23 protein-coding genes are annotated in these 22,314 nt (G+C 43.8%); 19 read left to right on the forward strand and 4 right to left on the reverse strand.

Features of this window, described 5'->3' with window-relative positions; translation table 11 throughout:
* Window positions 1-63 precede the first annotated feature (63 nt).
* Window positions 64-714, forward strand: a complete 651-nt coding sequence (locus CD004_RS07225) for a DedA family protein (RefSeq protein WP_102262142.1) — start codon at window positions 64-66, stop codon at window positions 712-714.
* Between the two features lie 61 nt (window positions 715-775).
* Here CD004_RS07225 and CD004_RS07230 read toward each other — a convergent pair whose 3' ends face one another.
* Window positions 776-2,485: an Rqc2 family fibronectin-binding protein gene (locus CD004_RS07230; protein ID WP_102262143.1), complete on the reverse strand. Its 1,710-nt coding sequence runs from the start codon at window positions 2,483-2,485 to the stop codon at window positions 776-778.
* A 63-nt stretch (window positions 2,486-2,548) separates the two neighbouring features.
* Window positions 2,549-2,731, reverse strand: a complete 183-nt coding sequence (locus CD004_RS07235) for a hypothetical protein (protein ID WP_102262144.1) — start codon at window positions 2,729-2,731, stop codon at window positions 2,549-2,551.
* A 152-nt stretch (window positions 2,732-2,883) separates the two neighbouring features.
* On the opposite strand from CD004_RS07235, the gene CD004_RS07240 reads away from it, so the two are divergent.
* The 5 genes from CD004_RS07240 (at window position 2,884) to rpoZ (ending at window position 7,843) form a co-directional block, all read left to right on the forward strand.
* A complete protein-coding gene (locus tag CD004_RS07240; protein ID WP_102262145.1) occupies window positions 2,884-5,574 on the forward strand; it encodes a calcium-translocating P-type ATPase, SERCA-type in 2,691 nt (896 codons plus the stop codon).
* 224 nt (window positions 5,575-5,798) lie between these two features.
* The gene (locus tag CD004_RS07245; RefSeq protein ID WP_102265025.1) at window positions 5,799-6,674 is read left to right on the forward strand and encodes a YicC/YloC family endoribonuclease; all 876 of its coding nucleotides are present in this window, start codon (window positions 5,799-5,801) and stop codon (window positions 6,672-6,674) included.
* Window positions 6,675-6,730: 56 nt separating this feature from the next.
* Complete coding sequence (gene remA / locus CD004_RS07250; protein WP_023614949.1) at window positions 6,731-6,994, forward strand: extracellular matrix/biofilm regulator RemA; 264 nt, start codon at window positions 6,731-6,733, stop codon at window positions 6,992-6,994.
* Window positions 6,995-7,003: 9 nt separating this feature from the next.
* Window positions 7,004-7,618 (forward strand): guanylate kinase, encoded by a 615-nt coding sequence (gene gmk / locus CD004_RS07255; RefSeq protein WP_102262146.1) that lies wholly within the window; start codon window positions 7,004-7,006, stop codon window positions 7,616-7,618.
* Window positions 7,619-7,843, forward strand: a complete 225-nt coding sequence (rpoZ, locus tag CD004_RS07260; RefSeq protein WP_041965989.1) for a DNA-directed RNA polymerase subunit omega — start codon at window positions 7,619-7,621, stop codon at window positions 7,841-7,843.
* 51 nt (window positions 7,844-7,894) lie between these two features.
* On the opposite strand, the gene CD004_RS23710 is transcribed toward rpoZ, so the two are convergent.
* Entirely contained in the window at window positions 7,895-8,281 is a 387-nt protein-coding gene (locus CD004_RS23710) for a hypothetical protein (RefSeq protein ID WP_158651502.1), read from the reverse strand.
* 158 nt (window positions 8,282-8,439) lie between these two features.
* On the opposite strand from CD004_RS23710, the gene coaBC reads away from it, so the two are divergent.
* From coaBC to spoVM, 12 genes are all read left to right on the forward strand, one after another.
* Window positions 8,440-9,651 (forward strand): bifunctional phosphopantothenoylcysteine decarboxylase/phosphopantothenate--cysteine ligase CoaBC, encoded by a 1,212-nt coding sequence (gene coaBC, locus CD004_RS07270; RefSeq protein WP_102262148.1) that lies wholly within the window; start codon window positions 8,440-8,442, stop codon window positions 9,649-9,651.
* Window positions 9,648-12,062, forward strand: a complete 2,415-nt coding sequence (gene priA / locus CD004_RS07275; RefSeq protein WP_102262149.1) for a primosomal protein N' — start codon at window positions 9,648-9,650, stop codon at window positions 12,060-12,062. Before coaBC ends, priA begins: the two co-directional genes overlap by 4 nt.
* Window positions 12,063-12,154: 92 nt before the next feature.
* Entirely contained in the window at window positions 12,155-12,640 is a 486-nt protein-coding gene (gene def, locus CD004_RS07280; protein ID WP_102262150.1) for a peptide deformylase, read from the forward strand.
* Window positions 12,637-13,590 carry a methionyl-tRNA formyltransferase gene (fmt, locus tag CD004_RS07285; protein WP_102262151.1) on the forward strand — a complete coding sequence of 318 codons (954 nt, stop codon included), beginning with the start codon at window positions 12,637-12,639 and terminating at the stop codon, window positions 13,588-13,590. Before def ends, fmt begins: the two co-directional genes overlap by 4 nt.
* Entirely contained in the window at window positions 13,583-14,932 is a 1,350-nt protein-coding gene (gene rsmB, locus CD004_RS07290) for a 16S rRNA (cytosine(967)-C(5))-methyltransferase RsmB (protein WP_102262152.1), read from the forward strand. Before fmt ends, rsmB begins: the two co-directional genes overlap by 8 nt.
* 1 nt (window position 14,933) lies before the next feature.
* Window positions 14,934-16,025, forward strand: coding sequence for a dual-specificity RNA methyltransferase RlmN (gene rlmN / locus CD004_RS07295; RefSeq protein WP_102262153.1), 1,092 nt, complete (start codon window positions 14,934-14,936; stop codon window positions 16,023-16,025).
* 4 nt (window positions 16,026-16,029) lie between these two features.
* Complete coding sequence (locus CD004_RS07300; RefSeq protein WP_102262154.1) at window positions 16,030-16,782, forward strand: Stp1/IreP family PP2C-type Ser/Thr phosphatase; 753 nt, start codon at window positions 16,030-16,032, stop codon at window positions 16,780-16,782.
* 5 nt (window positions 16,783-16,787) lie between these two features.
* Window positions 16,788-18,734, forward strand: a complete 1,947-nt coding sequence (gene pknB / locus CD004_RS07305) for a Stk1 family PASTA domain-containing Ser/Thr kinase (protein ID WP_102262155.1) — start codon at window positions 16,788-16,790, stop codon at window positions 18,732-18,734.
* Between the two features lie 18 nt (window positions 18,735-18,752).
* Window positions 18,753-19,634 carry a ribosome small subunit-dependent GTPase A gene (gene rsgA, locus CD004_RS07310; protein WP_102262156.1) on the forward strand — a complete coding sequence of 294 codons (882 nt, stop codon included), beginning with the start codon at window positions 18,753-18,755 and terminating at the stop codon, window positions 19,632-19,634.
* Between the two features lie 3 nt (window positions 19,635-19,637).
* Window positions 19,638-20,282, forward strand: a complete 645-nt coding sequence (rpe, locus tag CD004_RS07315; protein WP_102262157.1) for a ribulose-phosphate 3-epimerase — start codon at window positions 19,638-19,640, stop codon at window positions 20,280-20,282.
* 96 nt (window positions 20,283-20,378) lie between these two features.
* The gene (locus CD004_RS07320) at window positions 20,379-21,026 is read left to right on the forward strand and encodes a thiamine diphosphokinase (RefSeq protein WP_102262158.1); all 648 of its coding nucleotides are present in this window, start codon (window positions 20,379-20,381) and stop codon (window positions 21,024-21,026) included.
* Between the two features lie 137 nt (window positions 21,027-21,163).
* Entirely contained in the window at window positions 21,164-21,244 is an 81-nt protein-coding gene (gene spoVM / locus CD004_RS07325) for a stage V sporulation protein SpoVM (protein ID WP_023614935.1), read from the forward strand.
* Window positions 21,245-21,456: 212 nt separating this feature from the next.
* On the opposite strand, the gene rpmB is transcribed toward spoVM, so the two are convergent.
* Window positions 21,457-21,645 (reverse strand): 50S ribosomal protein L28, encoded by a 189-nt coding sequence (rpmB, locus tag CD004_RS07330; RefSeq protein ID WP_023614934.1) that lies wholly within the window; start codon window positions 21,643-21,645, stop codon window positions 21,457-21,459.
* A 293-nt stretch (window positions 21,646-21,938) separates the two neighbouring features.
* On the opposite strand from rpmB, the gene CD004_RS07335 reads away from it, so the two are divergent.
* A complete protein-coding gene (locus CD004_RS07335) occupies window positions 21,939-22,301 on the forward strand; it encodes an Asp23/Gls24 family envelope stress response protein (protein ID WP_023614933.1) in 363 nt (120 codons plus the stop codon).
* Window positions 22,302-22,314 lie beyond the last annotated feature (13 nt).

Below are 22,314 nucleotides of genomic sequence, written 5' to 3' on the forward strand. Positions count from 1 at the left end.
ATGTGTTTCAATAGAAGTAGACAGTTGTTTACTGTACGACTAGTAGAGGGGATGGAGGACTGAATGGAGGAAATCATTCAACTGCTGAAAAACATTGATAGTAGTCTCCACTACTACATTGATGAATATGGGGCAGCCATTTATATACTATTGTTTTTGGTTGTTTATTTTAAAACGGCTTTTGTAATCCTTACATTTTTGCCAGGGGATTCGATGGTTTTCGCAAGCGGTACTCTGGCGGCTACCGGAGATTTAGATTTTAAAAGCTTGTTTATGCTCTTTGCGATTGCAACTGTTTTGGGTGATAGCCAGAATTTCTTCATCGGCAAGCAGCTTGGAAAATTACAATCCAATAATCATTTTCTAGATCGAATCACTTCAGATAAATCGATTGGCAAAGCAAGAAATTTTCTGTCTGACTATGGAAAAATAGCCATTACGGCCTCCAGGTTTGTCCCGCTCATGCGAACCTCGGTACCGTTTGTCTCAGGTTACACAGGATATGAGTACAGAACATTTTTGAGCTACAATCTTATTGGAGGAAGCGTCTGGACGGCGTTTTGGCTAACCGCAGGATTTTCACTAGGGAATATTGCCTGGGTAGAGAATAACCTATTCCTTACTCTTTTGATGGTATCTTCTACTGCCTTCATTCCTGCAATCATGGGTTTGGTTAAACAATATAAAAAGAAGAAAGAGGCAATAGCTTCATAGTATGACAGATATGCTAAAAACAAAACCCGCCGGTGGAATTGACCAGGCGGGTTTCTTGATGTTACTGTTTCAATTTCAGAATCATATCTTCATCCGGCGTGACGTATACGGTCTGCTGTTGTTCATAAATCACGAATCCAGGCTTTGCCCCGGCTGGCTTCTTCACATGACGCACTTTGGTGAAGTCAACAGGAACTGAGCTGGAATTCCGTGCTTTGCTGAAGTAGGCCGCCATCTGTGCTGCTTCGAGAATCGTTTCTTCAGATGGCTCTTTACTGCGGATGACTACATGCGATCCCGGGATATCCTTTGTGTGGAGCCATATTTCATCGCGTGCAGCTACCTTGTTTGTTAAGTAATCATTTTGCTTATTATTTTTCCCGACTAAGATTTCTGTATCATCGGAAGAGCGATATTTTTCAAGAAGCGGCTTTAAGTTTTGCTTGTTTTTATTTCCCTTTTTCTGACGGGCGCGGATATATCCGCCCTCAATCAACTCTTCCCTTATCTCCTCAATATCCTTTGGCGAAGCGGCTTCAACCTGCTGCAGGAGAGTATCGAAGTAGGAAACCTCGGCTCTGGCTATTTCAATTTGTTCTTTTACAATATTGACGGATTTCTTCGCCTTTTGGTACTTTGTAAAGTATCTTTGGGCATTTTCCGAAGGTGTTTTCCTGGGCTCCAGCGGAATCGTGATTGATGCACCATCTTCGTCATAATAATTAACGACGGTAATTTCCTTCATGCCCTTTTCGATCATAAAGATGTTAGCAGTCAGCAGCTCTCCATATAATTGATACTGTTCAGCCTTTTGTGCATCTTCAAGAGTTTTTTCTAGTTTTAAGATCTTCTTCTCATTCTTTTCTTTCTCATTAGCGATCAGACGCTCTAGGTCATTGCCCTGCTGCTTGACGCGGTCACGTTCCGCCTTGCCGAAATAATAACGGTCGAGCAGGCTGCTCAGAGAATCAAAGGATTTTGTTTCACCCTTCAAATGTTCAAACGGAATCAGGTAAAATGCCTCTTTATTGCTACCATTAGTAATGGCAGGTTGGTAGTGGTGTTCTCTGAACTCACTCATCACGGAGACGAAGGCCTTTGGAAGGGTCGTGCGGTTTGCAAGTCCAGCTTTAAAGACTATTTCCCTGGCCAATATCGGTGAAACTCCAGCAAAATTTGAAACTAGCTGCTTATCAAGTTTGCCTGCATTAAAATCGATTACTCTTAGTACATCCTCTTCTTGGGCCTCAAACGGGTCCATTTTCTCCTGTTGGGGAGGCAACACATACTCTTGCCCAGGCATGATTGCTCTGTGAGTATTCACAGCAAATGAAACATGTTTGATGCTGTCAAGAATCATGTTCCTGTTTTTATCGACGATGATAATGTTGCTGTGTCGACCCATGATTTCAACAATCAGCTGTTTGTAGGATATATCGCCGATTTCATTTCTTCCTTTTACTTCAAAAATAATCATCCGATCAAGTCCGGCCTGTTTGATATCTTCTATTATGAAGCCTTCGAGGTGCTTGCGCAGAAGCATGCAGAACATTGGTGGTTCGTTAGGGTTATCATACTGCTCATTTGTGATTTGGACTCTGGCATAGCTCGGGTGAGCAGACAATAGCAGCTTATGGTTAACTCCGTTTGCCCTCACAGCCAGGATAATTTCATTTTTGTAAGGCTGGTGAATTTTATTGATTCGTCCCCCTTTAAGAAGGGAGGAAAGTTCGTTTGTGATGGCTCTTGTAAACAATCCGTCAAATGACATATGAAATACATCCTTTTCTATTTATCTGAAGCCTTGTCGAAGCTGACCAAGGCGCTTCCGCTTTTATATTGTCCAGCTGCGGCTCCTAACTCCTCGAGACGCTTCGGTCCTGCCAATGAAGTCAAAGAACGACTTCACTGTCAGGTCCTCCAGCGCTTGTCGGAGTTGGACAGTCGCCTCCGCTTTTCTCTGTCCAGCTTCAGCGCCTAGCTCCTCGAGACGCTTCGGTCCGCCCAATGAAGTCAAAGAGCGACTTCACTGGTCGGCCCTCCAGCGCTTGTCGGAGCTGACCAAGGCGCTTCCGCTTTTATATCTACAAACATCTTATCATTTTTTTGGACAGGGCTGAATAAGCTTTCTTTAGAGTAGGACAAACAAGGAGGAAGTGTGATGGCCCCATGAAGTTCCATGAGATGAATGAAAATGAAATAGCTAGTGCCTTAAGAACAGATTTTACAGAAGGATTGGAAGAAAAGGAAGTAAAACGCAGACGTGAACAGCATGGATATAATGCATTGGCCGAGGGGGAGAAACAATCGGCTCTGCTATTATTCTTCAGCCAGTTCAAGGATTTCATGGTACTGGTGCTCCTTGCGGCAACTTTGATATCAGGCCTTCTTGGTGAAATGGTCGATGCAATCGCCATCATAGCCATTGTTCTTGTAAATGGAATTTTAGGTTTTTTCCAGGAAAGGAAGGCGGAAAAATCACTTGATGCCCTGAAAGAACTTTCTGCTCCGCAGGTCCATGCTTTGCGTGATGGAGAGTGGACCAAGATTCCGTCGAAGGAAGTCGTGCCTGGAGATATCCTTAAATTTATAAGCGGGGACAGGATTGGTGCGGATATTCGCTTAATTGAATCCAGAAGTCTTGAAGTTGAAGAGTCAGCGCTTACGGGAGAGTCAGTCCCAGTACAAAAAAACACAAGTCCGTTGAGGATTCCTAACCCGGGACTTGGTGATATGGAAAATATGGCGTTTATGGGCACGATGGTCACAAGGGGTACTGGAACTGGTGTTGTTGTTGCTACAGGAATGAAAACAGCAATGGGCCAGATCGCTGACTTGCTCCAGACAGCCGAAACACAGGAAACACCGTTGCAGCGCAGACTGGAACAGTTGGGCAAAATCCTGATTACAGCAGCTCTATTCTTAACACTATTGGTAGTAGGGATTGGGGTGCTTCAGGGGCATGATTTATATACGATGTTCCTTGCGGGCGTCAGCTTGGCAGTTGCTGCCATTCCGGAAGGACTTCCTGCAATTGTAACTGTGGCATTGTCACTTGGTGTCCAGAGAATGATCAGGAAGAATGCGATTGTAAGGAAACTGCCGGCTGTGGAGACACTTGGCTGTGCGTCTGTCATTTGTTCTGACAAAACAGGGACGATGACGCAAAATAAGATGACGGTCACTCATCTTTGGAGCGGCAATAAAACTTGGACAGTCGACGGTGTAGGATACTCACCGACAGGGTTGTTCTTTCATAATGACAAAAGCGTCGACCCGCAAAATGAAAAATCACTGCAGCAGCTGCTGACATTTGGCATGCTATGCAACCACGCTGAAATGATTGACAAAGATGGTGAGTACGCAATTGATGGTGACCCTACTGAAGGTGCTCTGCTGGTTGCCGCAATGAAAGCCGGCTACAGAAGAGAGAATTTGCTCAACCAGTTTGAAGTTGTAAATGAGTTCCCATTCGATTCCCAACGAAAAATGATGAGCATGATTGTGAAAGATAATACGGGACGTAAATTCGCTGTTGTAAAAGGTGCACCGGATGTCCTGATTGGATTAAGTGATTCAATCCTTTGGAACGAAAGGCAGCAGCGCCTGACCAAAGATTTGTCCTCTAAAGTCCAGGGGGCGATTGACGAGCTGGCTGGCAACGCATTAAGAACGATTGCAATTGCCTTCAAGCCGATTCCGCAAAACACTGTAGTCCTTCATGAAAATGAAGCCGAAAAAGACTTGGTTTTCATCGGATTGCAGGGTATGATCGACCCGCCGCGGCCTGAAGTGAAGACAGCTGTAAAAGAATGCCGTGACGCAGGTATTAAAACGGTGATGATTACTGGTGATCACGTCATTACCGCAAAGGCGATTGCGATTCAGTTAGGTATTTTAACAGAAGGCAGCAAAGTATTGGATGGAAAAGCGTTATCAGAGATGTCCGTTTCTGAGCTGGAAGATATCGTCGATGATGTCTCCGTTTTTGCGCGAGTATCGCCAGAACATAAACTAAAGATTGTCAAGGCACTGCAAAACAGAGGGCATATCGTCGCTATGACTGGCGATGGCGTAAACGATGCCCCAGCGATTAAAGCGGCAGATATTGGTGTAGCAATGGGGATCGCAGGTACAGATGTTGCGAAGGAAGCTTCTTCACTCGTACTTCTGGATGATAACTTTGCCACTATTAAAGCAGCAATAAAAGAAGGCCGGAACATCTATGAAAATATCAGGAAGTTCATAAGATACCTCCTGGCTTCCAATGTCGGGGAGATATTAGTCATGCTTTTCGCGATGATCATCGGTTTGCCGCTGCCACTAGTGCCGATACAAATACTGTGGGTAAACCTGGTAACAGATGGTCTGCCTGCGATGGCATTAGGGCTGGACCAGCCTGAGGAAGATGTCATGAAAAGGGCGCCACGCCATCCTAAAGAAGGGGTATTTGCCCGGGGATTAGGCTGGAAAGTTGTTTCAAGAGGCTTCTTGATTGGATTAATGACTTTGTTCGCATTTATGATTGTCTATAATAGAAATCCGGATGACCTGGTATATGCACAGACGATTGCGTTTACTACACTCGTGATGGCACAGCTGATCCATGTCTTCGACTGCCGAAGCGAAAAATCAATCTTTGCCCGCAACCCGTTTGAGAACAAATATTTAGTTTGGGCTGTCATTTCATCGTTGCTCATGGTCCTTGTGGTTATTTATTCACCTGTCTTGCAGCCAATATTCCATACTGTTCCAATCCTGGCGGTTGACTGGTTGTTAATCCTTGGATTATCGGCAATTCCTACATTTTTGCTTGCAGGAACATTTTTTGCAAGAAAAACAAAGAGAAATATGATATAATCCGTTAGGTAATAGAGAAGGCTCTATTGCCTTTCTTTTTTTTTCGTATTCTTTCTTGCACTTACTTCTAAAGATTTTATGAAAATGAATATGTTCCTGGGCTCGAGATTTCCTCTCGAGGTGAGGGCGAGAAAAAACAAGTATTAAAGATTACATAAATGAATAAGCCTGTTCCACGGGTCTACAGGAAACTCGACTTTTTAGAAAGAATGGATGTGTCTGAAATGGTCGTCAGTATGACTGGGTTTGGAAGGAGCAGGGCTGAATCAGAGAGGTTCAGTGTCACAGTCGAGGTAAAAACGGTCAATCACCGTTTTTGTGAATTCCATATTCGCATGCCCCGGCAGCTCCTGAAAACGGAAGAAAAGATAAAGAAGAAACTTGGCGAACACATAAAAAGAGGGAGAGTCGAAGTATTTGTAACTTTGGAGGGCGAAGGCATAGTTAGCCGAAGTGTACATATTGACTGGAAAGCCCTGGACGATTTAGTCCATCACATATCAGAAATCAAAAACAGGTACAGCATAACCGGAGAAATTGAGCTTCGTGACATTGTCAGCAGGGAAGAAATCATCCATATTGAGGAAATAGAAGAGGAAAATGAAGAACTTGAACTTCTTGTCCTTTCTGCCGTTGAGGATGCTGGCAGCCAGCTGGTCCAAATGCGCAGGCTGGAAGGGTCAGCGCTTGAAAAGGATGTACTGCAGCATATCGAACAGCTGAAAGAGAACATTTCGAGCGTGAACAAGCTGGCGTCTAATGTTGTAGAGCAGTACCGCGAGAGACTTCAAAAGAAAATGGCTGAATTTATGGATAACCAGACAGATGAGGATAGAATCCTCACCGAAGTTGCCTTCTTTGCAGATAAAGCTGATATCAGTGAAGAAATTTCCCGACTTGAAAGCCATGTAAGTCAATTCAAAGTTATAGTGATGACGAATGAGCCTCTTGGAAGGAAACTTGATTTTCTGCTTCAGGAAATGAATCGCGAGGTCAACACGATCGGTTCCAAGGCGAATGATTCAAGAATTGCCAGGGAAGTTGTCGAAATGAAAAGCCTCCTGGAAAAGGTTAAGGAACAAGTTCAAAATATAGAGTAGCGTTTAGAAAAGGTCTTTAAAGGCCAAAATAAATAACTGATGATTGGGGGACCATCATGGCAATAAAGCTTATAAATATAGGCTTCGGCAATATTGTTTCAGCTAACAGGATCATTTCGATCGTAAGTCCTGAATCAGCTCCAATTAAACGGATCATCCAGGATGCACGCGACCGAGGATCGTTAATAGATGCTACATACGGTAGAAGGACGAGGGCTGTCATTGTCATGGACAGCGACCATGTCATTCTCTCTGCGGTACAGCCGGAAACGGTAGCTCACCGCCTGAATGACCGTGATGATATTATTGATGAAGGGTAGGACTATTTAATGCAGGAAAAAGGTTTGTTGATTGTTCTTTCAGGACCATCAGGAGTTGGCAAAGGCACCGTCCGGAAAGAATTATTTTCCCAGCACGATACAGCTTTTGAATATTCCGTGTCCGCAACAACGAGGCTGCCGCGTGAAGGTGAGCAAAATGGAGTGGATTATTTCTTCAAGACAAGGGAAGAGTTTGAAGAGATGATCAGAGAGGACCAATTGCTCGAGTATGCGGAGTTTGTTGGCAATTATTATGGAACTCCAGTTGAGTACGTCCGCGAAACGCTCGATGCGGGAAGGGATGTTTTCCTTGAGATTGAAGTTCAGGGAGCAAGCCAGGTAAGGAAGAAATTCCCCGAGGGACTTTTCATTTTCCTTGCACCGCCCAGCCTTTCAGAGCTTGAAAACCGGATCGTGACACGAGGCACTGAAACGGAAGATATCATCAAAGGCAGGATGAAAGCTGCAAGAGAAGAACTTGAAATGATGGAATTATATGATTATGTGGTTGAAAACGATCATGTTGAAAACGCAGCCGATCGAGTTAAGTCAATCGTTGTAGCGGAACACTGCCGCAGGGAACGCGTTCAACATCGTTATAAAAAAATGCTGGAGGTAGAATAAATGCTTAATCCTTCTATTGACTCGTTAATGACTAAAATTGATTCAAAATATTCACTGGTATCGGTTGCTGCAAAGCGCGCGCGCAGCATGCAGGTTCACATGGATGCCAAATTAGATAAGTATGTTTCACACAAATTCGTCGGCAAGGCACTTGAAGAAATCAACGCAGAAAAGCTTCACTTCAAGACAGCAGGAAGCCATGAAGAGTTAAATATCAACGAATAACACCGCGATAACAACCTATTTATTGGGTTGTTATTTTTTTATTTATACCTTTTATGGCACATAGTAGTTTTCTATAAGCCCAAAAAGGTGTTTCGCGCGGAAAAAGGTCACATAGAAACATTCTATAAGTCCAAAAAGGTGTTTTGCACGGAAAAAGGTCACATAGAAAAATTCTATAAGCCCAAAAAGGAGTTTTGCACGGAAAAAGGTCACATAGAAACATTCTATAAGTCCAAAAAGGTGCTTTGCGCGGGAAAAGGTCACATAGAAACATTCTATAAGCCCAAAAAGGTGTTTTGGACGGAAAAAGGTCACATAGAAACATTCTATAAGTCCAAAAAGGTGTTTTGGACGGAAAAAGGTCACATAGAAAAATTCTATAAGCCCAAAAAGGAGTTTTGCACGGAAAAAGGTCACATAGAATGATCCTTTATACATAAGTGGCCCAAAACCCTGAACAAATTCATTCAGGACATCCCAGTGTTTCTATGTATATATATAAAAGCATCAACCTTGCCTTTTTCATGCTTAATCCGTGAAAAAATGTTATAGTTCAATCATAATGATAGTTTGTTGTAAAATGGGGGTTCTCTGTCATGCTGAACGGTAAAAAAATTTTATTATGCGTAACCGGTGGGATTGCTGTTTATAAAGGTGCTGCGCTGACAAGCAAGTTGACCCAGGCAGGTGCTGAAGTGAAAGTTATCCTGAGTGACTCAGCAGCGAAATTCGTTACTCCGCTCACTTTTCAGGCATTGTCCAGAAGTGAAGTTTATACAGATACATTTGATGAAAAAAATCCTGAAAATATTGCACATATCCATTTAGCTGATTGGGCTGATCTAATTATAGTTGCACCGGCTACTGCCAACATCATCGGCAAGCTTGCCAATGGAATTGCCGACAATATGATTTCGACAACACTGCTGGCCGCGACTGCTCCAGTTTGGGTTGCCCCGGCGATGAACGTACATATGTACCAACATCCCGCAGTAACAAAAAACATGGAAACGCTCAAAAGCTTTGGCTATGAATTTATCGAACCGGGAGAAGGGTATTTAGCATGTGGATACACAGGCAAGGGCCGTCTGGAAGAACCCGAAACGATTGTTGAGCGAGCAATCCAATTTTTCAAAAAAGAAGACGGGGAACTTTCAGGGAAGACTGTTTTGATTACAGCCGGACCGACACGGGAAAAAATCGATCCTGTTCGGTTTTTGACCAACCATTCAACCGGAAAAATGGGTTATGCCATTGCTGGTGAAGCGGTTAAAATGGGGGCGAGAGTCATACTGGTTTCCGGACCGGTTTCCCTTGATCCGCCTAGTGGAGCAGAACTGGTCAAGGTCGAAAGTGCCGAGGAAATGTACCGTGCTGCCATGGACCATTTCGGGGAAGCAAATGTCCTGATTGGTACAGCGGCCGTAGCAGATTACCGCCCAAAATATATATATGAAGAGAAAATGAAGAAAAAAGAAGGCGAAGAGGCTCTCGAGCTTGAACGGACAAAGGATATTCTTTTTGAGCTTGGTCAGAGAAAAGAGACGCAGGTTATTGTAGGATTCGCTGCCGAAACCAATGATGTCGAAAAACACGCAAGAGGCAAACTCATAAGGAAAAACGCTGATATGATTGTGGCCAATGACGTAAAGCAGGAAGGGGCAGGGTTTGGTACGGATACCAATATAGTGACCATTTTTAAAAGGGATGGCAGTAAGACAGAATTACCGCTTATGGCCAAAACTGATGTCGCACGCAGGATCCTTTCAGAAATCTCCCAGCTGCTAAAAAAGGATGAAAGCCAATGAATATAGCAAGCGTTATTGTCGATGTGCCTGCCAAGCAGACTGACAAGACTTTTGACTATAAAATCCCGGACAAGTTCATAGATGTCATCAAGCCTGGGACAAGGGTCATCGTGCCTTTTGGTCCTCGGAAAATCCAGGGTTTTGTCACGGGACTCAAAGACCAGTCCGATTTTTCCAAGCTGCGGTCCATTATCGAACCGCTTGATTTGACTCCGGTATTGAATGAGGAACTTCTTCAGCTTGGAGAATGGCTGACAGAGCATACATTAAGCTATAAAATCTCCTCTTACCAGGCAATGCTGCCTGCTGCACTTAAAGCAAAATATGAAAAAAAGATTGTGCTGTCAACAGGGGTTGAATTAAGTGACCTGCCTGAAAATCTTTCGGAGCTTTTTAAAGAAAATAGTGAGCTTAAATGGGACGATGCAGTGGCAAAGGGACTTGTCCAGCAGCTGCAAAAGGAAGCTGGGGCCGGCAGGGTTGAGGTTGTCTATCAAGTCAAGGACCGGGTGCGCAAAAAACTGCTCAAGCATGTTTATCCGGCCATTGGTGCAGAACAGCTGAAAGAAGCAAGAAGCAACCTTTCAGCACAGGCATCAGGGCAGCAGGCTGTGCTTGATTTCTTTCTTGAGCATCCCGCGCCTGTGGAACAGAGACTGCTTCTCTCGACACTCGGAATCTCCCAGGCATCGGTTCAATCACTAGCCAAGAAAGGGATCGTGAATGTAGATGAGATGGAGGTATACAGAGACCCTTATTCAGAACGGGAATTTGAACGGAAAGTAGCATTGGAACTGACAACTGAGCAAGAAGAAGCTATTAGTCCAATCCTATCTTCTATTGAAAAAGAACTTCATGAAGTCTTCTTATTATATGGAGTGACAGGCAGTGGCAAGACTGAAATCTATTTACAGTCGATCCAGGAGGTACTGAGCAAGGGAAAAGAAGCCATCGTGCTTGTACCAGAAATCTCATTGACTCCCCAAATGGTCACCCGTTTCAAAGAGCGGTTCGGCGATCTGGTTGCTGTTATGCATAGCGGCCTTTCTGCGGGTGAGAAATATGATGAATGGCGGAAAATCCAGCGCAAGGAAGTCAAAGTAGTGGTGGGGGCAAGGTCGGCCATTTTTGCTCCATTCGAGAACATAGGTATCATCATTATTGATGAAGAACATGAGACGAGTTACAAACAGGAAGAAAATCCGCGCTACCATGCCAGGGATGTTGCGATCCAACGGGCAAAAACCTATGCTTGTCCGGTCGTTCTCGGCAGCGCTACACCATCACTCGAATCATTTGCCAGGGCGCAAAAAGGAAGATATACTTTGCTGTCGCTGCCAAAACGGATGAACAACCAGGCGCTGCCGACTGTTGAAATCGTTGATATGCGGGAAGAGCTGCGAACAGGCAACCGCTCAATGTTTTCCGTGAAGCTTTTTGGAAAAATAAAAGACAGGCTTGAGAGAAAAGAGCAGACTGTCCTGTTTTTGAATAAGCGGGGACACTCCTCTTTTGTCATGTGCCGGGATTGCGGCTATGTGATGAATTGCCCGCACTGTGATATCACGCTGACATACCATCGTTATAATGAACAGATGAAATGCCATTATTGCGGTTATGAAGACAGGGTTCCCACGATCTGTCCTGAATGTAATAGTGAACATATCCGCTATTTCGGGACCGGGACTCAAAAGGTTGAGGAAGAATTGTTAAAATTGATTCCTGAGGCGAGAATCATCAGGATGGATGTCGATACTACGGGCAGGAAAGGCTCACATGAAAAGTTGCTGACTGCTTTTCAGGAGGGTCAGGCGGACATATTACTTGGAACGCAAATGATCGCGAAAGGGTTGGATTTTCCAAACATTACATTAGTAGGGGTCCTTTCAGCTGACACCATGTTAAACCTCCCCGATTTCCGGTCTTCGGAAAAAACATTCCAGCTTTTGACGCAGGTAAGCGGGAGGGCAGGAAGGCATAAGCTGCCCGGTGAGGTTGTGATCCAGACTTATACACCTGAGCATTATAGCGTAGAGTTAGCTGGAACCCAGGATTATGACCGGTTCTATCAGCAGGAGATGCTGATACGGAAGGTTCATCAATATCCACCGTTTTACTACTTGTCCCTTGTGACGGTCAGCCATGAAGAATTGATGAAAGTGGTTTCCGTCACAGAAAAAATAGCAAAATTCATCTCATCCAGGCTTTCGAATGAGGCAGTCGTTCTGGGTCCAGTAGCATCACCCATACCTCGCATCAACGATAGATATCGTTATCAATGTCTGATAAAATACAAAAAGGAACCAGAACTCAGCAATGCCCTAAAAGCCATACTGGATCATTACCAGCAGGAAATGGGAGCAGGAGGATTACAGATTTCTGTCGATCTTAACCCTTACATCCTGATGTAATGGGCATTTTTATGGAAACATTAAAGTTTACGGTAAAAGCTGATTGAACAAGCTAATACTAATATTTAAATGGATTTATTGGAGGATTTATTTTGGCAGTAAGAAAAATAGTTAATTACCCAGCAGACATTTTGGAACAGGAATGCGATAAGGTCACAGCTTTCGATAAAAAACTGGCAAAGCTGCTGGATGACATGTATGATACAATGATTGAATTTGATGGTGTCGGCCTGGCCGCCCCTCAGATAGATATAAAGAAGCAGATTGCGATTGTCGATATTGATGATGAGCACGGTACGATTGAAATGATCAACCCCGTGATTCTCGAAACTCGCGGTGAGCAGACTGGGCCTGAAGGATGCTTAAGCTTCCCGGGGTTATACGGAGAGGTCACTCGCCCCAATTATGTGAAGATAAAGGCACAGGATCGCAAAGGGAAAAGCTTTGAAATAGATGCAGAGGAGTTTTTGGCAAGAGCGATCCTGCATGAGATTGACCATCTGCACGGTGTGTTATTCACCACTAAGGTGTCTAGATATATCGAAGAAGCTGAGTTAGAGGAGTTGAACCAGGAATGACAAAAATTGTATTTATGGGGACTCCGGACTTTTCTGTCCCGGTTTTGAGAAGATTGGTCGACGAGGGCTATGATGTCATAGGAGTTGTTACCCAGCCCGACCGCCCAGTTGGCAGAAAAAGGGTCTTGACACCGCCTCCGGTAAAATCAGAAGCGTTGAAACATGGCATCCCAATTTATCAGCCAGAGAAAATCCGCCAACAGGAAGAGCTGGATAAAATCCTGGCACTCAATCCGGATTTAATTGTCACTGCTGCGTTTGGACAAATCTTGCCAAATCAACTCCTCGAGGCTCCGAAGTATGGCTGCATCAATGTCCATGCATCCCTTCTGCCAGAGCTTCGCGGCGGGGCACCAATTCACTATGCCATCATTGAAGGAAAAGAAAAAACGGGAATAACTATCATGTATATGGTTGAAAAGCTGGACGCTGGCGATATCCTGACTCAAGTGGAAGTACCAATTAGTGAAACAGATACAGTTGGAACATTGCATGATAAAATGAGCGCAGCTGGAGCAGACCTCTTGTCAGATACGCTTCCAAAGCTGTTAAAAGGAGAAATCACTCCTGTTCCACAAAACAATGAAGAAGCTACATTTGCCTGGAACATCAAACGTGAACAGGAAAAAATCGATTGGAATAGAACTGGCGACGATATTTATAACCATATCCGCGGCATGAATCCTTGGCCTGTTGCCTATACGACAATGGATGGAACAGTAATGAAGGTATGGAGCGCCAGTAAGGCAAACTATACGGGAAGTGACCAGCCTGGTACAATTGTCAATATTGAGGAAGATGGTTTTGTTGTCGCAACTGCTGATGATACGGCAATAAAAATCACAGAGCTTCAGCCAGCAGGCAAGAAAAAGATGGATGCGAAGCAATTCTTGCTGGGTGCAGGGGCTAACTTACAGCCAGGCGTAAAGTTAGGAGACATCCATGAGTAAAAAGAAGAATGTCAGGGATACTGCATTGCAGCTTCTCGAAACAATAGAAAAGAACCAGGCATACAGCAACCTGCTCTTGAATAATGCAATTGAAAAAAATGAAATCAACCCAATTGACGTAGGTTTGCTGACAGAATTGGTATACGGCACGCTCCAGCGCAAAATGACCATTGACTTTTACCTAAAGCCTTTTATTGAGAAAAACAAGAAGCTTCAAAGCTGGGTTATCAATCTGCTTCGCATGACAGTTTACCAGATGGTTTACTTAGATAAAATTCCGGAAAGAGCGGCAATTTTTGAAGCGGTGGAAATCGCAAAACGCAGGGGACATAAAGGCATTGCCAGTCTTGTGAATGGTGTGCTCAGGAGCATCCAGAGGAACGGATTGCCTTCACTTGATTCCATTACGGACCCTGCGGAAAGAATATCGATTGAGACCAGCCATCCATTGTGGCTTGTAAGAAGGTGGGTAAACCAATTCGGTGAGGAAAAGACACGGGAAATGTGTGAAGTGAATTTAACTGCACCGCTGCAGACAGGTAGAGTCAATTTGACGAGAATCTCTCGTGATGATTGCCTCGAGCTTTTGGAGGAAGAAGGTTTTGAAGTAGAGCCGAGTCCAATCCTGCCAGAAGCAATAAAGTGTCTAAGAGGCAATTTGGCTTCATCCAAAGCTTTCAAGTATGGGTTGTTGACGATCCAGGATGAGAGTTCCATGCTGGTTGCCCACGCACTAGGCATTAAAGAAGAAGAAGTTATTCTTGATGCATGTGCTGCACCAGGAGGGAAAACTACTCATATCGCTGAAAAGCTGGGCAATAGCGGAAAGGTGATTTCACTCGACCTCCATGAGCACAAGGTGAAGCTCATCTCCGAGAATGCTGGGCGCCTGGGACTCGAAAACATCGAAGCTCAAAAAATGGACAGCCGCCAGGCTGCCGATCAACTTGAAAAAGAGTCAATTGACAGGGTTTTGCTCGATGCTCCGTGCTCTGGTCTTGGAGTAATGAGACGAAAGCCAGATATGAAGTATACTAAGAAAGAACAGGATTTAACACAGCTGCAAACCATACAGCTTAGCCTGCTCGAATCAGTCGCCCCGCTCTTGAAGGCTGGTGGTACACTGGTATATAGTACATGCACGGTTGACCGTGAAGAAAATCAGGAAGTAATCGAAAAATTTTTACGCGAGCATCCGGAATTCGAAGGAGATACAGCATTTGCAGAAAGAATGCCAGTCGCAATCAAACCATTGATCAATGGCTATGATGTGCAGATTTTTCCGCAGGACTTTGGCTCTGATGGGTTTTATATTGCTTGTTTAAGAAAGAAGGTGGAATAACATGGAACAAGAAAACACAACTAGAAAAGAAGAAACCAAGGATACAGCAAAAAAGTCCATTTATTCACTTCAGCTTGAAGAACTGAAGGACTGGCTGAAGGAACAAGGAGAAAAACCATTCCGGGCAGAGCAAATATATGACTGGCTTTATAAAAAAAGAGCCGTTTCCTTTGAAGACATGTCCAACTTATCAAAAGCTTTAAGGGACAAGCTTGAAGAGCATTTTGTATTGACAACACTCGATACAATTATTCAGCAGACATCATCAGATGGAACGATCAAGTTCTTATTCGAGATGCATGATGGCAAGTCCATTGAAACCGTACTTATGCGGCATGAGTACGGAAACTCTGTCTGTGTAACAACACAGGTTGGCTGCAGGATCGGCTGTACTTTTTGTGCTTCAACTCTTGGCGGTTTAAAGAGGAACCTGGAAGCAGGAGAAATCGTGGCCCAGGTCGTAAAAGTACAACAGGCACTTGATGAGACAGATGAAAGAGTAAGCTCGATTGTAATCATGGGTATCGGCGAACCGTTTGATAACTATGACCATATGCTTTCATTCTTGAAAATTATGAACCATGAAAAAGGCATGAATATTGGTGCACGCCATATTACCGTATCTACAAGCGGGATCATCCCTAAGATCTATCAATTTGCGGATGAAAATATGCAAATAAACTTTGCGATTTCCCTGCATGCTCCAAATAATGAATTGCGCAGCAGGTTGATGCCGATTAACCGCGCATACAAACTTCCTGATTTAATGGACGCAGTCCGTTACTATGTGAACAAGACAGGAAGAAGAATCAGCTTTGAATACGGTCTGTTCGGGGGTGTAAATGATCAGGTGGAGCATGCTGAAGAGCTTGCACAACTGGTTAAAGGTTTGAAATGCCATATCAATTTGATTCCGGTCAACTATGTACCTGAACGTGATTACGTAAGAACACCAAAGAGCCAAATCTTCAAGTTTGAACGTGCTCTTCGCGACCGCGGAGTGAATGTGACAATCAGAAGAGAACAAGGGCATGACATTGAAGCAGCTTGCGGACAACTTCGGGCGAAAGAAAGAAAAGAAGAGACGAGGTGACAAGATGAAAGCTGTTTTCATGACAGACAGGGGAAAAGTCCGCCTGCATAATGAAGACAATGGCGGCATTTTTGTTAATCCTCACGGTCAGCGCCTTGCCATCGTAGCAGATGGCATGGGCGGCCACCGTGCGGGAGATGTTGCCAGTGAAATGACAACTAATCATTTAAAAGAGCTTTGGGAAAAATCAACACAGATACATACAGCAGAAGAAGCAGAAAAATGGATGGAAGAAGCGGTATTGCAAGTTAACAAGGAAATATTCGATCACTCTATGAAAAACACCGAATGTGAAGGCATGGGGACGACAATCGTCGCAGCCATTTGTACGAATCTGTTCGCTACCATCGTAAACATAGGTGACAGCCGTTGTTACTTATTAAACGAAACGGGATTCAAACAGTTAACTGAAGATCACTCTCTTGTTAACGAACTTGTTCGTTCTGGACAAATTTCCAGGGAAGATGCAGAACATCATCCGCGGAAAAATGTCCTTTTAAGAGCGCTCGGAACTGAAGAGTCGGTTGAAATGGACGTGAAAACAATCATCTTTGAAGAGGAAGATGTATTGCTGCTTTGTTCAGATGGCCTTTCCAATAAAGTAAGCCAGGAAGAAATGGAAAGTGTCATAACTAACAAAGAAATGTCCCTTGAAGATAAGGCGGAGGAATTTATCAAAAGGGCAAACCAATATGGCGGCGAAGATAATATTACTCTTGCTATCGTCGAATACCAGGAATTCAACGAGGGCAGGTGAAGAATATGATTATCGGAAAAAGAATCAGCGGGCGTTATAAAATCAAGGATATGATTGGCGGCGGTGGCATGGCGAATGTCTACCTTGCCCATGATATGATTCTCGACAGGGATGTAGCGGTCAAGATGCTTCGTCTTGATTTTGCCAATGATGATGAATTCATCCGCAGGTTCCATAGAGAAGCGCAATCCGCAACAAGCCTTGCTCATCCAAATATCGTCAGTATTTATGATGTCGGTGAAGAGGACGGGCTATACTATATTGTGATGGAATATGTCGATGGACAGACGTTGAAACAGTACATACAGCAACATGCACCTGTTCCGGTTGAAGAAGCCCTGGACATCATGAAGCAGCTTACTTCGGCAATTTCAAATGCCCACCATAACCATATTGTCCACCGGGATATCAAGCCACACAATATCCTGATCGACAGCAGCGGTACAGTTAAAATTACCGATTTCGGGATTGCGATGGCTTTGAGTGCGACCAGTATTACTCAAACGAATTCAGTGCTGGGATCTGTTCATTATCTTTCTCCTGAACAAGCAAGAGGCGGCATGGCAAATAAGAAATCGGATATTTATTCGATTGGGATTGTCATGTTCGAATTGCTCACCGGCAGGCTGCCGTTTTCAGGTGAATCCGCTGTTTCCATTGCCCTGAAGCATTTACAGTCCGAGACTCCTTCCTTAAAAAGGTGGAATCCGCAAATTCCTCAAAGCGTTGAGAATATCGTCCTCAAGGCGACTGCGAAGGATCCGTTCCATCGCTATGATAATGTCGATGAAATGGAAGATGATTTGCGGACAGCGCTTGACTCTAAGCGTTTGAATGAAGGAAAGTTCGTCATACCGGAAGACGATGAAGCAACAAAAGCGATACCAATCATAACGAATGACCGACCTTATCATAATCTTGATGAAACAATCGTACGGAAAGATGCTCCTGCCGCACAGGAACCAAATGGAAAGCCTGAGAAAAAGAAGAAAAAGAAATGGCCAATTATCATGACGGTTTTGTTTTTGCTGATCCTGACTGCAGGAATAGTAATGGTGACAATGGGTCCTGACATATTCGGGCCGAAGGAAAAGGAAGTGCCTGATGTAAGTGGCATGGAAGTAGAAGAAGCAGTCGCTGAACTCATGTCCGCTGGGTTTTTTATTGGGGATAAAAAGGAAATAAGTGATGAAGAAGTCGAAGAAGGTAATGTTATCCGCACTAATCCTAAAGCAGGAAAGATGATAAAAGAAGGCAACGAAATCGACTTATACATCAGTACAGGCAAAGAAGCTATGGAATTATCGGATTATACCGGCAGGAATTACGACGATGTCTACGCGCTGCTGGAAGGTAAAGGTTTCAAGGATATCAAAAAAACCGAAGAGCATGACGATAGTGAAGCGGGTACCATCATTGAGCAAAATCCATCTGGCGGTGAATCCGTCATCCCAGAGGAGACAACTTTGGAGTTTACGGTTAGCAAGGGACCTGAATTGGTGACGTTGCGTGATTTAAAAGGATACAACCAAGGTAACCTCGATGTATATGAAGAAACCACTGGCCTGGTCATTGAGAAAACTGAGGCGTTTCATGATACGGTGCAAGCCGGATCGGTCATTTCCCAAAAACCTGAAGCAGGAACTGAGTTGAAACCAGGCAGTAAGGTAAGTGTTGTCATATCAAAAGGGAAAGAACTTGTCCCGAAAGAAGTATCACGTGAAATTACCGTCCCTTATCAGCCTAAAGAAGAAGGAGTCCCACAGGAAATCAAGATCTACATGACTGATCTAAACCATTCTGGCGAAACTCCTGTAGACACTCTTGAAATCACAGAGGACGAACTTATCATTCTTGATTTTCTAATTGAGCCTGGTAAAAAGGGTGAATATAGAATTATGCGGGATGGAGAAATCTTTGATAGTGGCACCATTGATTATCCAGAAGACTAACAGACAGGGAGTGTTGCTATGCCTGAGGGCAAAATTATCAAGGCGCTGAGCGGTTTTTATTATGTTGCCAATGAGGATGGAGTTGTCCAATGCCGCGGACGAGGTGTTTTCCGGAAAAACAAGATAACACCACTTGTAGGTGACGAGGTCGTTTTCCAGGCTGAGAATGACACAGAAGGCTATATCCTGGAAGTCAAAGACCGGAAGAACGAGCTTGTAAGGCCTCCAATCGCAAATGTAGACCAGGCGATCCTTGTTTTTTCAGCTGTAGAACCCGGCTTCAGCTCAGCCCTGCTCGACCGGTTTTTGGTTCTTGTAGAATATAACCATATCGAGCCACTCATCTGCATTACTAAAATGGATTTAACTAATGAAGAACAAAAGTCCCGACTTGAGGAATACGCAAACGATTATCGGAAAGCAGGCTATGAGGTTATTTTTACATCGTCTGAAACTTCAGAGGGTCTGGAAAAGTTAAAGCCCCATATTGAGGGGAAGATCTCAGTATTTGCCGGACAATCCGGAGTCGGGAAGTCATCACTCCTTAATGCGATCCGTCCAGATCTGGAATTGAAAACCGATGATATATCTTCGCACTTGGGCAGGGGCAAGCATACGACAAGACATGTTGAGCTGATTACAATCAATAATGGGCTCGTTGCCGACACACCTGGTTTCAGTTCTCTGGAATTTACCGAAATCGAGGCCGAAGAGTTGAATGCATGCTTCCCGGACATTTCGGAAATCAGCGAGGATTGCAAATTCCGGGGATGCCTCCATATGGCTGAACCTAAGTGTGCAGTCAAAGCGGCAGTCGAGTCTGAAATTCTCCCTGAATACAGATATTCGCATTATAAGGACTTTTTGTTAGAAATCAAAGATAGAAAGCCGAGGTACTGAAACATGGTGAAAATAGCGCCTTCAATCTTATCAGCTGACTTTGCCCGCCTGGGGGAAGAAATCAAGGACGTCGAGAGAGGCGGAGCTGATTATATTCATGTGGATGTAATGGATGGGCATTTTGTGCCGAATATTACGATTGGCCCACTGATTGTCGAGGCAATCAGGCCAGTAACGGAACTTCCGCTTGATGTCCACCTGATGATCGAAAATCCTGATCAATATATTGAAGCTTTCGCAAAGGCCGGAGCGGATTACATCACAGTCCATGTGGAAGCAAGCAGGCATCTGCACAGGACGATCCAGCTAATTAAATCCACTGGTGTTAAGGCAGGGGTTGTCCTGAATCCAGCTACTCCGGTTGAAAGTCTGAAGCATATCATCGAGGATATAGATATGGTACTGCTTATGTCAGTTAATCCAGGCTTTGGCGGCCAAAAATTCATCTCTTCGGTACTTCCAAAAATCAGGCATGTAAAAGAGCTTGCAGATTCACTGAATCCGGAACTCGAAATCGAAGTCGATGGCGGAGTTAACGAAGAGACAGCGAAGCTTTGTATTGAAGCAGGAGCGAACGTACTTGTTGCAGGTTCAGCAGTCTTTAATAAAGAAGACAGAGGAGCTGCTATTGCAAGCTTAAGACCATAAAATAAGGCCAGCCGTCACATGCGGCTGGCTTTATTTAACTTATTGATTTCTGACAATTCCATTTCTTTAATAGGTCAAAAAGGAGAATGTTTTTTTATGAAAATACACTTAGTAGCAGGAGGACCGTCAAACCTGATACCTGATTTCCGCTTGTATGAAGGAACCGACGTTATCTGGATTGGAATTGATAGAGGTGTTTTTTATTTATTGAAGTCTGCTATCAAGCCATCAGCAGCTTTTGGGGATTTTGATTCCGTTTCAGAAGAAGAGTTGAGAGAGATTGAAGTAGCTGTTTCAGACCTTAATAAATTCAAGCCTGAAAAAGATGAGACAGATATGGAACTAGCTTTAAACTGGGCTCTTGAGCAGGAACCAGAATACATAAAAGTGTTTGGCGCAACTGGAGGAAGGCTGGACCATCTAATGGCAAATATTCAGCTGCTGGTCAAGCCCCTTCAGGACGGATCTTCCATCCATATCGAAATAATTGACAAAAAAAATATCCTGTATATCAAAGGTCCAGGCACCTACACTGTCAGCAGGCTCGATGAATTTAAGTATGTCTCCTTCCTCCCTGTAACACCAGCAGTCTCTGGCATGACGCTAGAAAATTTTAAATACCCATTAAATGACTGTCATATTCCTATGGGATCGACACTATGTATTAGTAATGAACTTATTAGAGGTCATGGTACTTTTTCATTTTCTGAAGGCATATTATTAGTTGTAAGGAGCAAGGATTGAAGGTCTTCTTGCAGAGCTCTACTCATGAAATTGAATTCACGGATTCACATGTAAGGAGCAATTTTTGCATAACCGCGAATATACTATACGGATGCAGAAAGAAGACTGGTTTGCGAGAGATGGTGAGGAGGGACGGTATGAGATTCTATACAATCAAACTACCTAAGTTTTTAGGTGGCCTCGTACGGGCAATGTTAGGTGCATTTAAAAAGGATTAGAACCGATAACAAAGAATAAGCAAGCAGGAAAGTATATGAAAACTCTTTGGCACCCTGGAAACGGGGTGCTATTATTTTGCAGCGAATTGGGAAGAATGAGCATGAGGACGAATTGAAAAACACGTTAAAAATAAAAAAGGCACCCTCATTGGATGCCGTGCAGTTTCCTGCCGGCCACTGGAGCCAGGCAGAAGGTCTGCAACTTTTTTTAATTATACGCGTTCAACTTTACCTGATCTTAGAGCTCTTGCAGATACCCAAACACGCTTAGGCTTACCGTCTACAAGAATACGTACTTTTTGAAGGTTAGCACCCCATGTACGCTTGTTAGCGTTCATTGCGTGAGAGCGTGCGTTACCAGAACGAGTTGATTTACCAGTTACTACACATTTACGTGGCATATGATTTCCCTCCTAACTGACAAAAGCTGAAACTATTTTTTGCTGCAATTATTTGCATATCGTCAGAACTGCGATTTAACAGGATAACCTTTTCTCTGACATACTTTAATAATTTATCATAGAAATTTCCCATTTGCAATAGTTCTGGTGAAAGCTATAAAGAAAAAAACCTTGACATATAGTTGAGATTCTTGCTGAATAATAAAGGGAAGGGCAGAATAACTTTAAAAATTGATTGGTTTATAGTAAAATAACTGTAGCATTACGCTATTTTTCCAAAGGGGGAACGAATCATGTCCATCGAGCTAAAAACGAAGTACGGACAAATTGATATATCAAATGACGTCATTGCAACGATCGCGGGCGGTGCAGCAGTCGATTGTTATGGTATTGTCGGGATGGCTTCAAAGAATCAGATCAAGGACGGATTGACAGATATTTTGCGCAGGGAGAATTTCACTCGCGGAGTTATCGTTCGCCAGGAAAATGAAGAAGTACATATCGATATGTATATTATTGTGAGCTATGGGACGAAAATTTCCGAGGTTGCCCACAATGTCCAGTCAAAGGTAAAATACACCCTTGATAAAACTGTAGGGCTGGCTGCTGACTCGGTCAATATTTACGTTCAGGGAGTTCGTGTAACGAACCCGTAAGAGGAGGAAGATT

Source organism: Mesobacillus jeotgali (assembly GCF_002874535.1).
Lineage (GTDB): Bacteria > Bacillota > Bacilli > Bacillales > Cytobacillaceae > Mesobacillus > Mesobacillus jeotgali.

Bases quoted from the DNA above. Each gene is read 5' to 3' on its own strand.
- CD004_RS07225 (WP_102262142.1), top strand. From the start codon at position 64: ATGGAGGAAATCATTCAACTGCTGAAAAACATTGATAGTAGTCTCCAC.
- CD004_RS07230 (WP_102262143.1), bottom strand. From the start codon at position 2,485: ATGTCATTTGACGGATTGTTTACAAGAGCCATCACAAACGAACTTTCC.
- CD004_RS07240 (WP_102262145.1), top strand. From the start codon at position 2,884: ATGAAGTTCCATGAGATGAATGAAAATGAAATAGCTAGTGCCTTAAGA.
- CD004_RS07245 (WP_102265025.1), top strand. From the start codon at position 5,799: ATGGTCGTCAGTATGACTGGGTTTGGAAGGAGCAGGGCTGAATCAGAG.
- remA (WP_023614949.1), top strand. From the start codon at position 6,731: ATGGCAATAAAGCTTATAAATATAGGCTTCGGCAATATTGTTTCAGCT.
- gmk (WP_102262146.1), top strand. From the start codon at position 7,004: ATGCAGGAAAAAGGTTTGTTGATTGTTCTTTCAGGACCATCAGGAGTT.
- rpoZ (WP_041965989.1), top strand. From the start codon at position 7,619: ATGCTTAATCCTTCTATTGACTCGTTAATGACTAAAATTGATTCAAAA.
- CD004_RS23710 (WP_158651502.1), bottom strand. From the start codon at position 8,281: ATGTATAAAGGATCATTCTATGTGACCTTTTTCCGTGCAAAACTCCTT.
- coaBC (WP_102262148.1), top strand. From the start codon at position 8,440: ATGCTGAACGGTAAAAAAATTTTATTATGCGTAACCGGTGGGATTGCT.
- priA (WP_102262149.1), top strand. From the start codon at position 9,648: ATGAATATAGCAAGCGTTATTGTCGATGTGCCTGCCAAGCAGACTGAC.
- fmt (WP_102262151.1), top strand. From the start codon at position 12,637: ATGACAAAAATTGTATTTATGGGGACTCCGGACTTTTCTGTCCCGGTT.
- rsmB (WP_102262152.1), top strand. From the start codon at position 13,583: ATGAGTAAAAAGAAGAATGTCAGGGATACTGCATTGCAGCTTCTCGAA.
- rlmN (WP_102262153.1), top strand. From the start codon at position 14,934: ATGGAACAAGAAAACACAACTAGAAAAGAAGAAACCAAGGATACAGCA.
- CD004_RS07300 (WP_102262154.1), top strand. From the start codon at position 16,030: ATGAAAGCTGTTTTCATGACAGACAGGGGAAAAGTCCGCCTGCATAAT.
- pknB (WP_102262155.1), top strand. From the start codon at position 16,788: ATGATTATCGGAAAAAGAATCAGCGGGCGTTATAAAATCAAGGATATG.
- rsgA (WP_102262156.1), top strand. From the start codon at position 18,753: ATGCCTGAGGGCAAAATTATCAAGGCGCTGAGCGGTTTTTATTATGTT.
- rpe (WP_102262157.1), top strand. From the start codon at position 19,638: ATGGTGAAAATAGCGCCTTCAATCTTATCAGCTGACTTTGCCCGCCTG.
- CD004_RS07320 (WP_102262158.1), top strand. From the start codon at position 20,379: ATGAAAATACACTTAGTAGCAGGAGGACCGTCAAACCTGATACCTGAT.
- spoVM (WP_023614935.1), top strand. From the start codon at position 21,164: ATGAGATTCTATACAATCAAACTACCTAAGTTTTTAGGTGGCCTCGTA.
- rpmB (WP_023614934.1), bottom strand. From the start codon at position 21,645: ATGCCACGTAAATGTGTAGTAACTGGTAAATCAACTCGTTCTGGTAAC.
- CD004_RS07335 (WP_023614933.1), top strand. From the start codon at position 21,939: ATGTCCATCGAGCTAAAAACGAAGTACGGACAAATTGATATATCAAAT.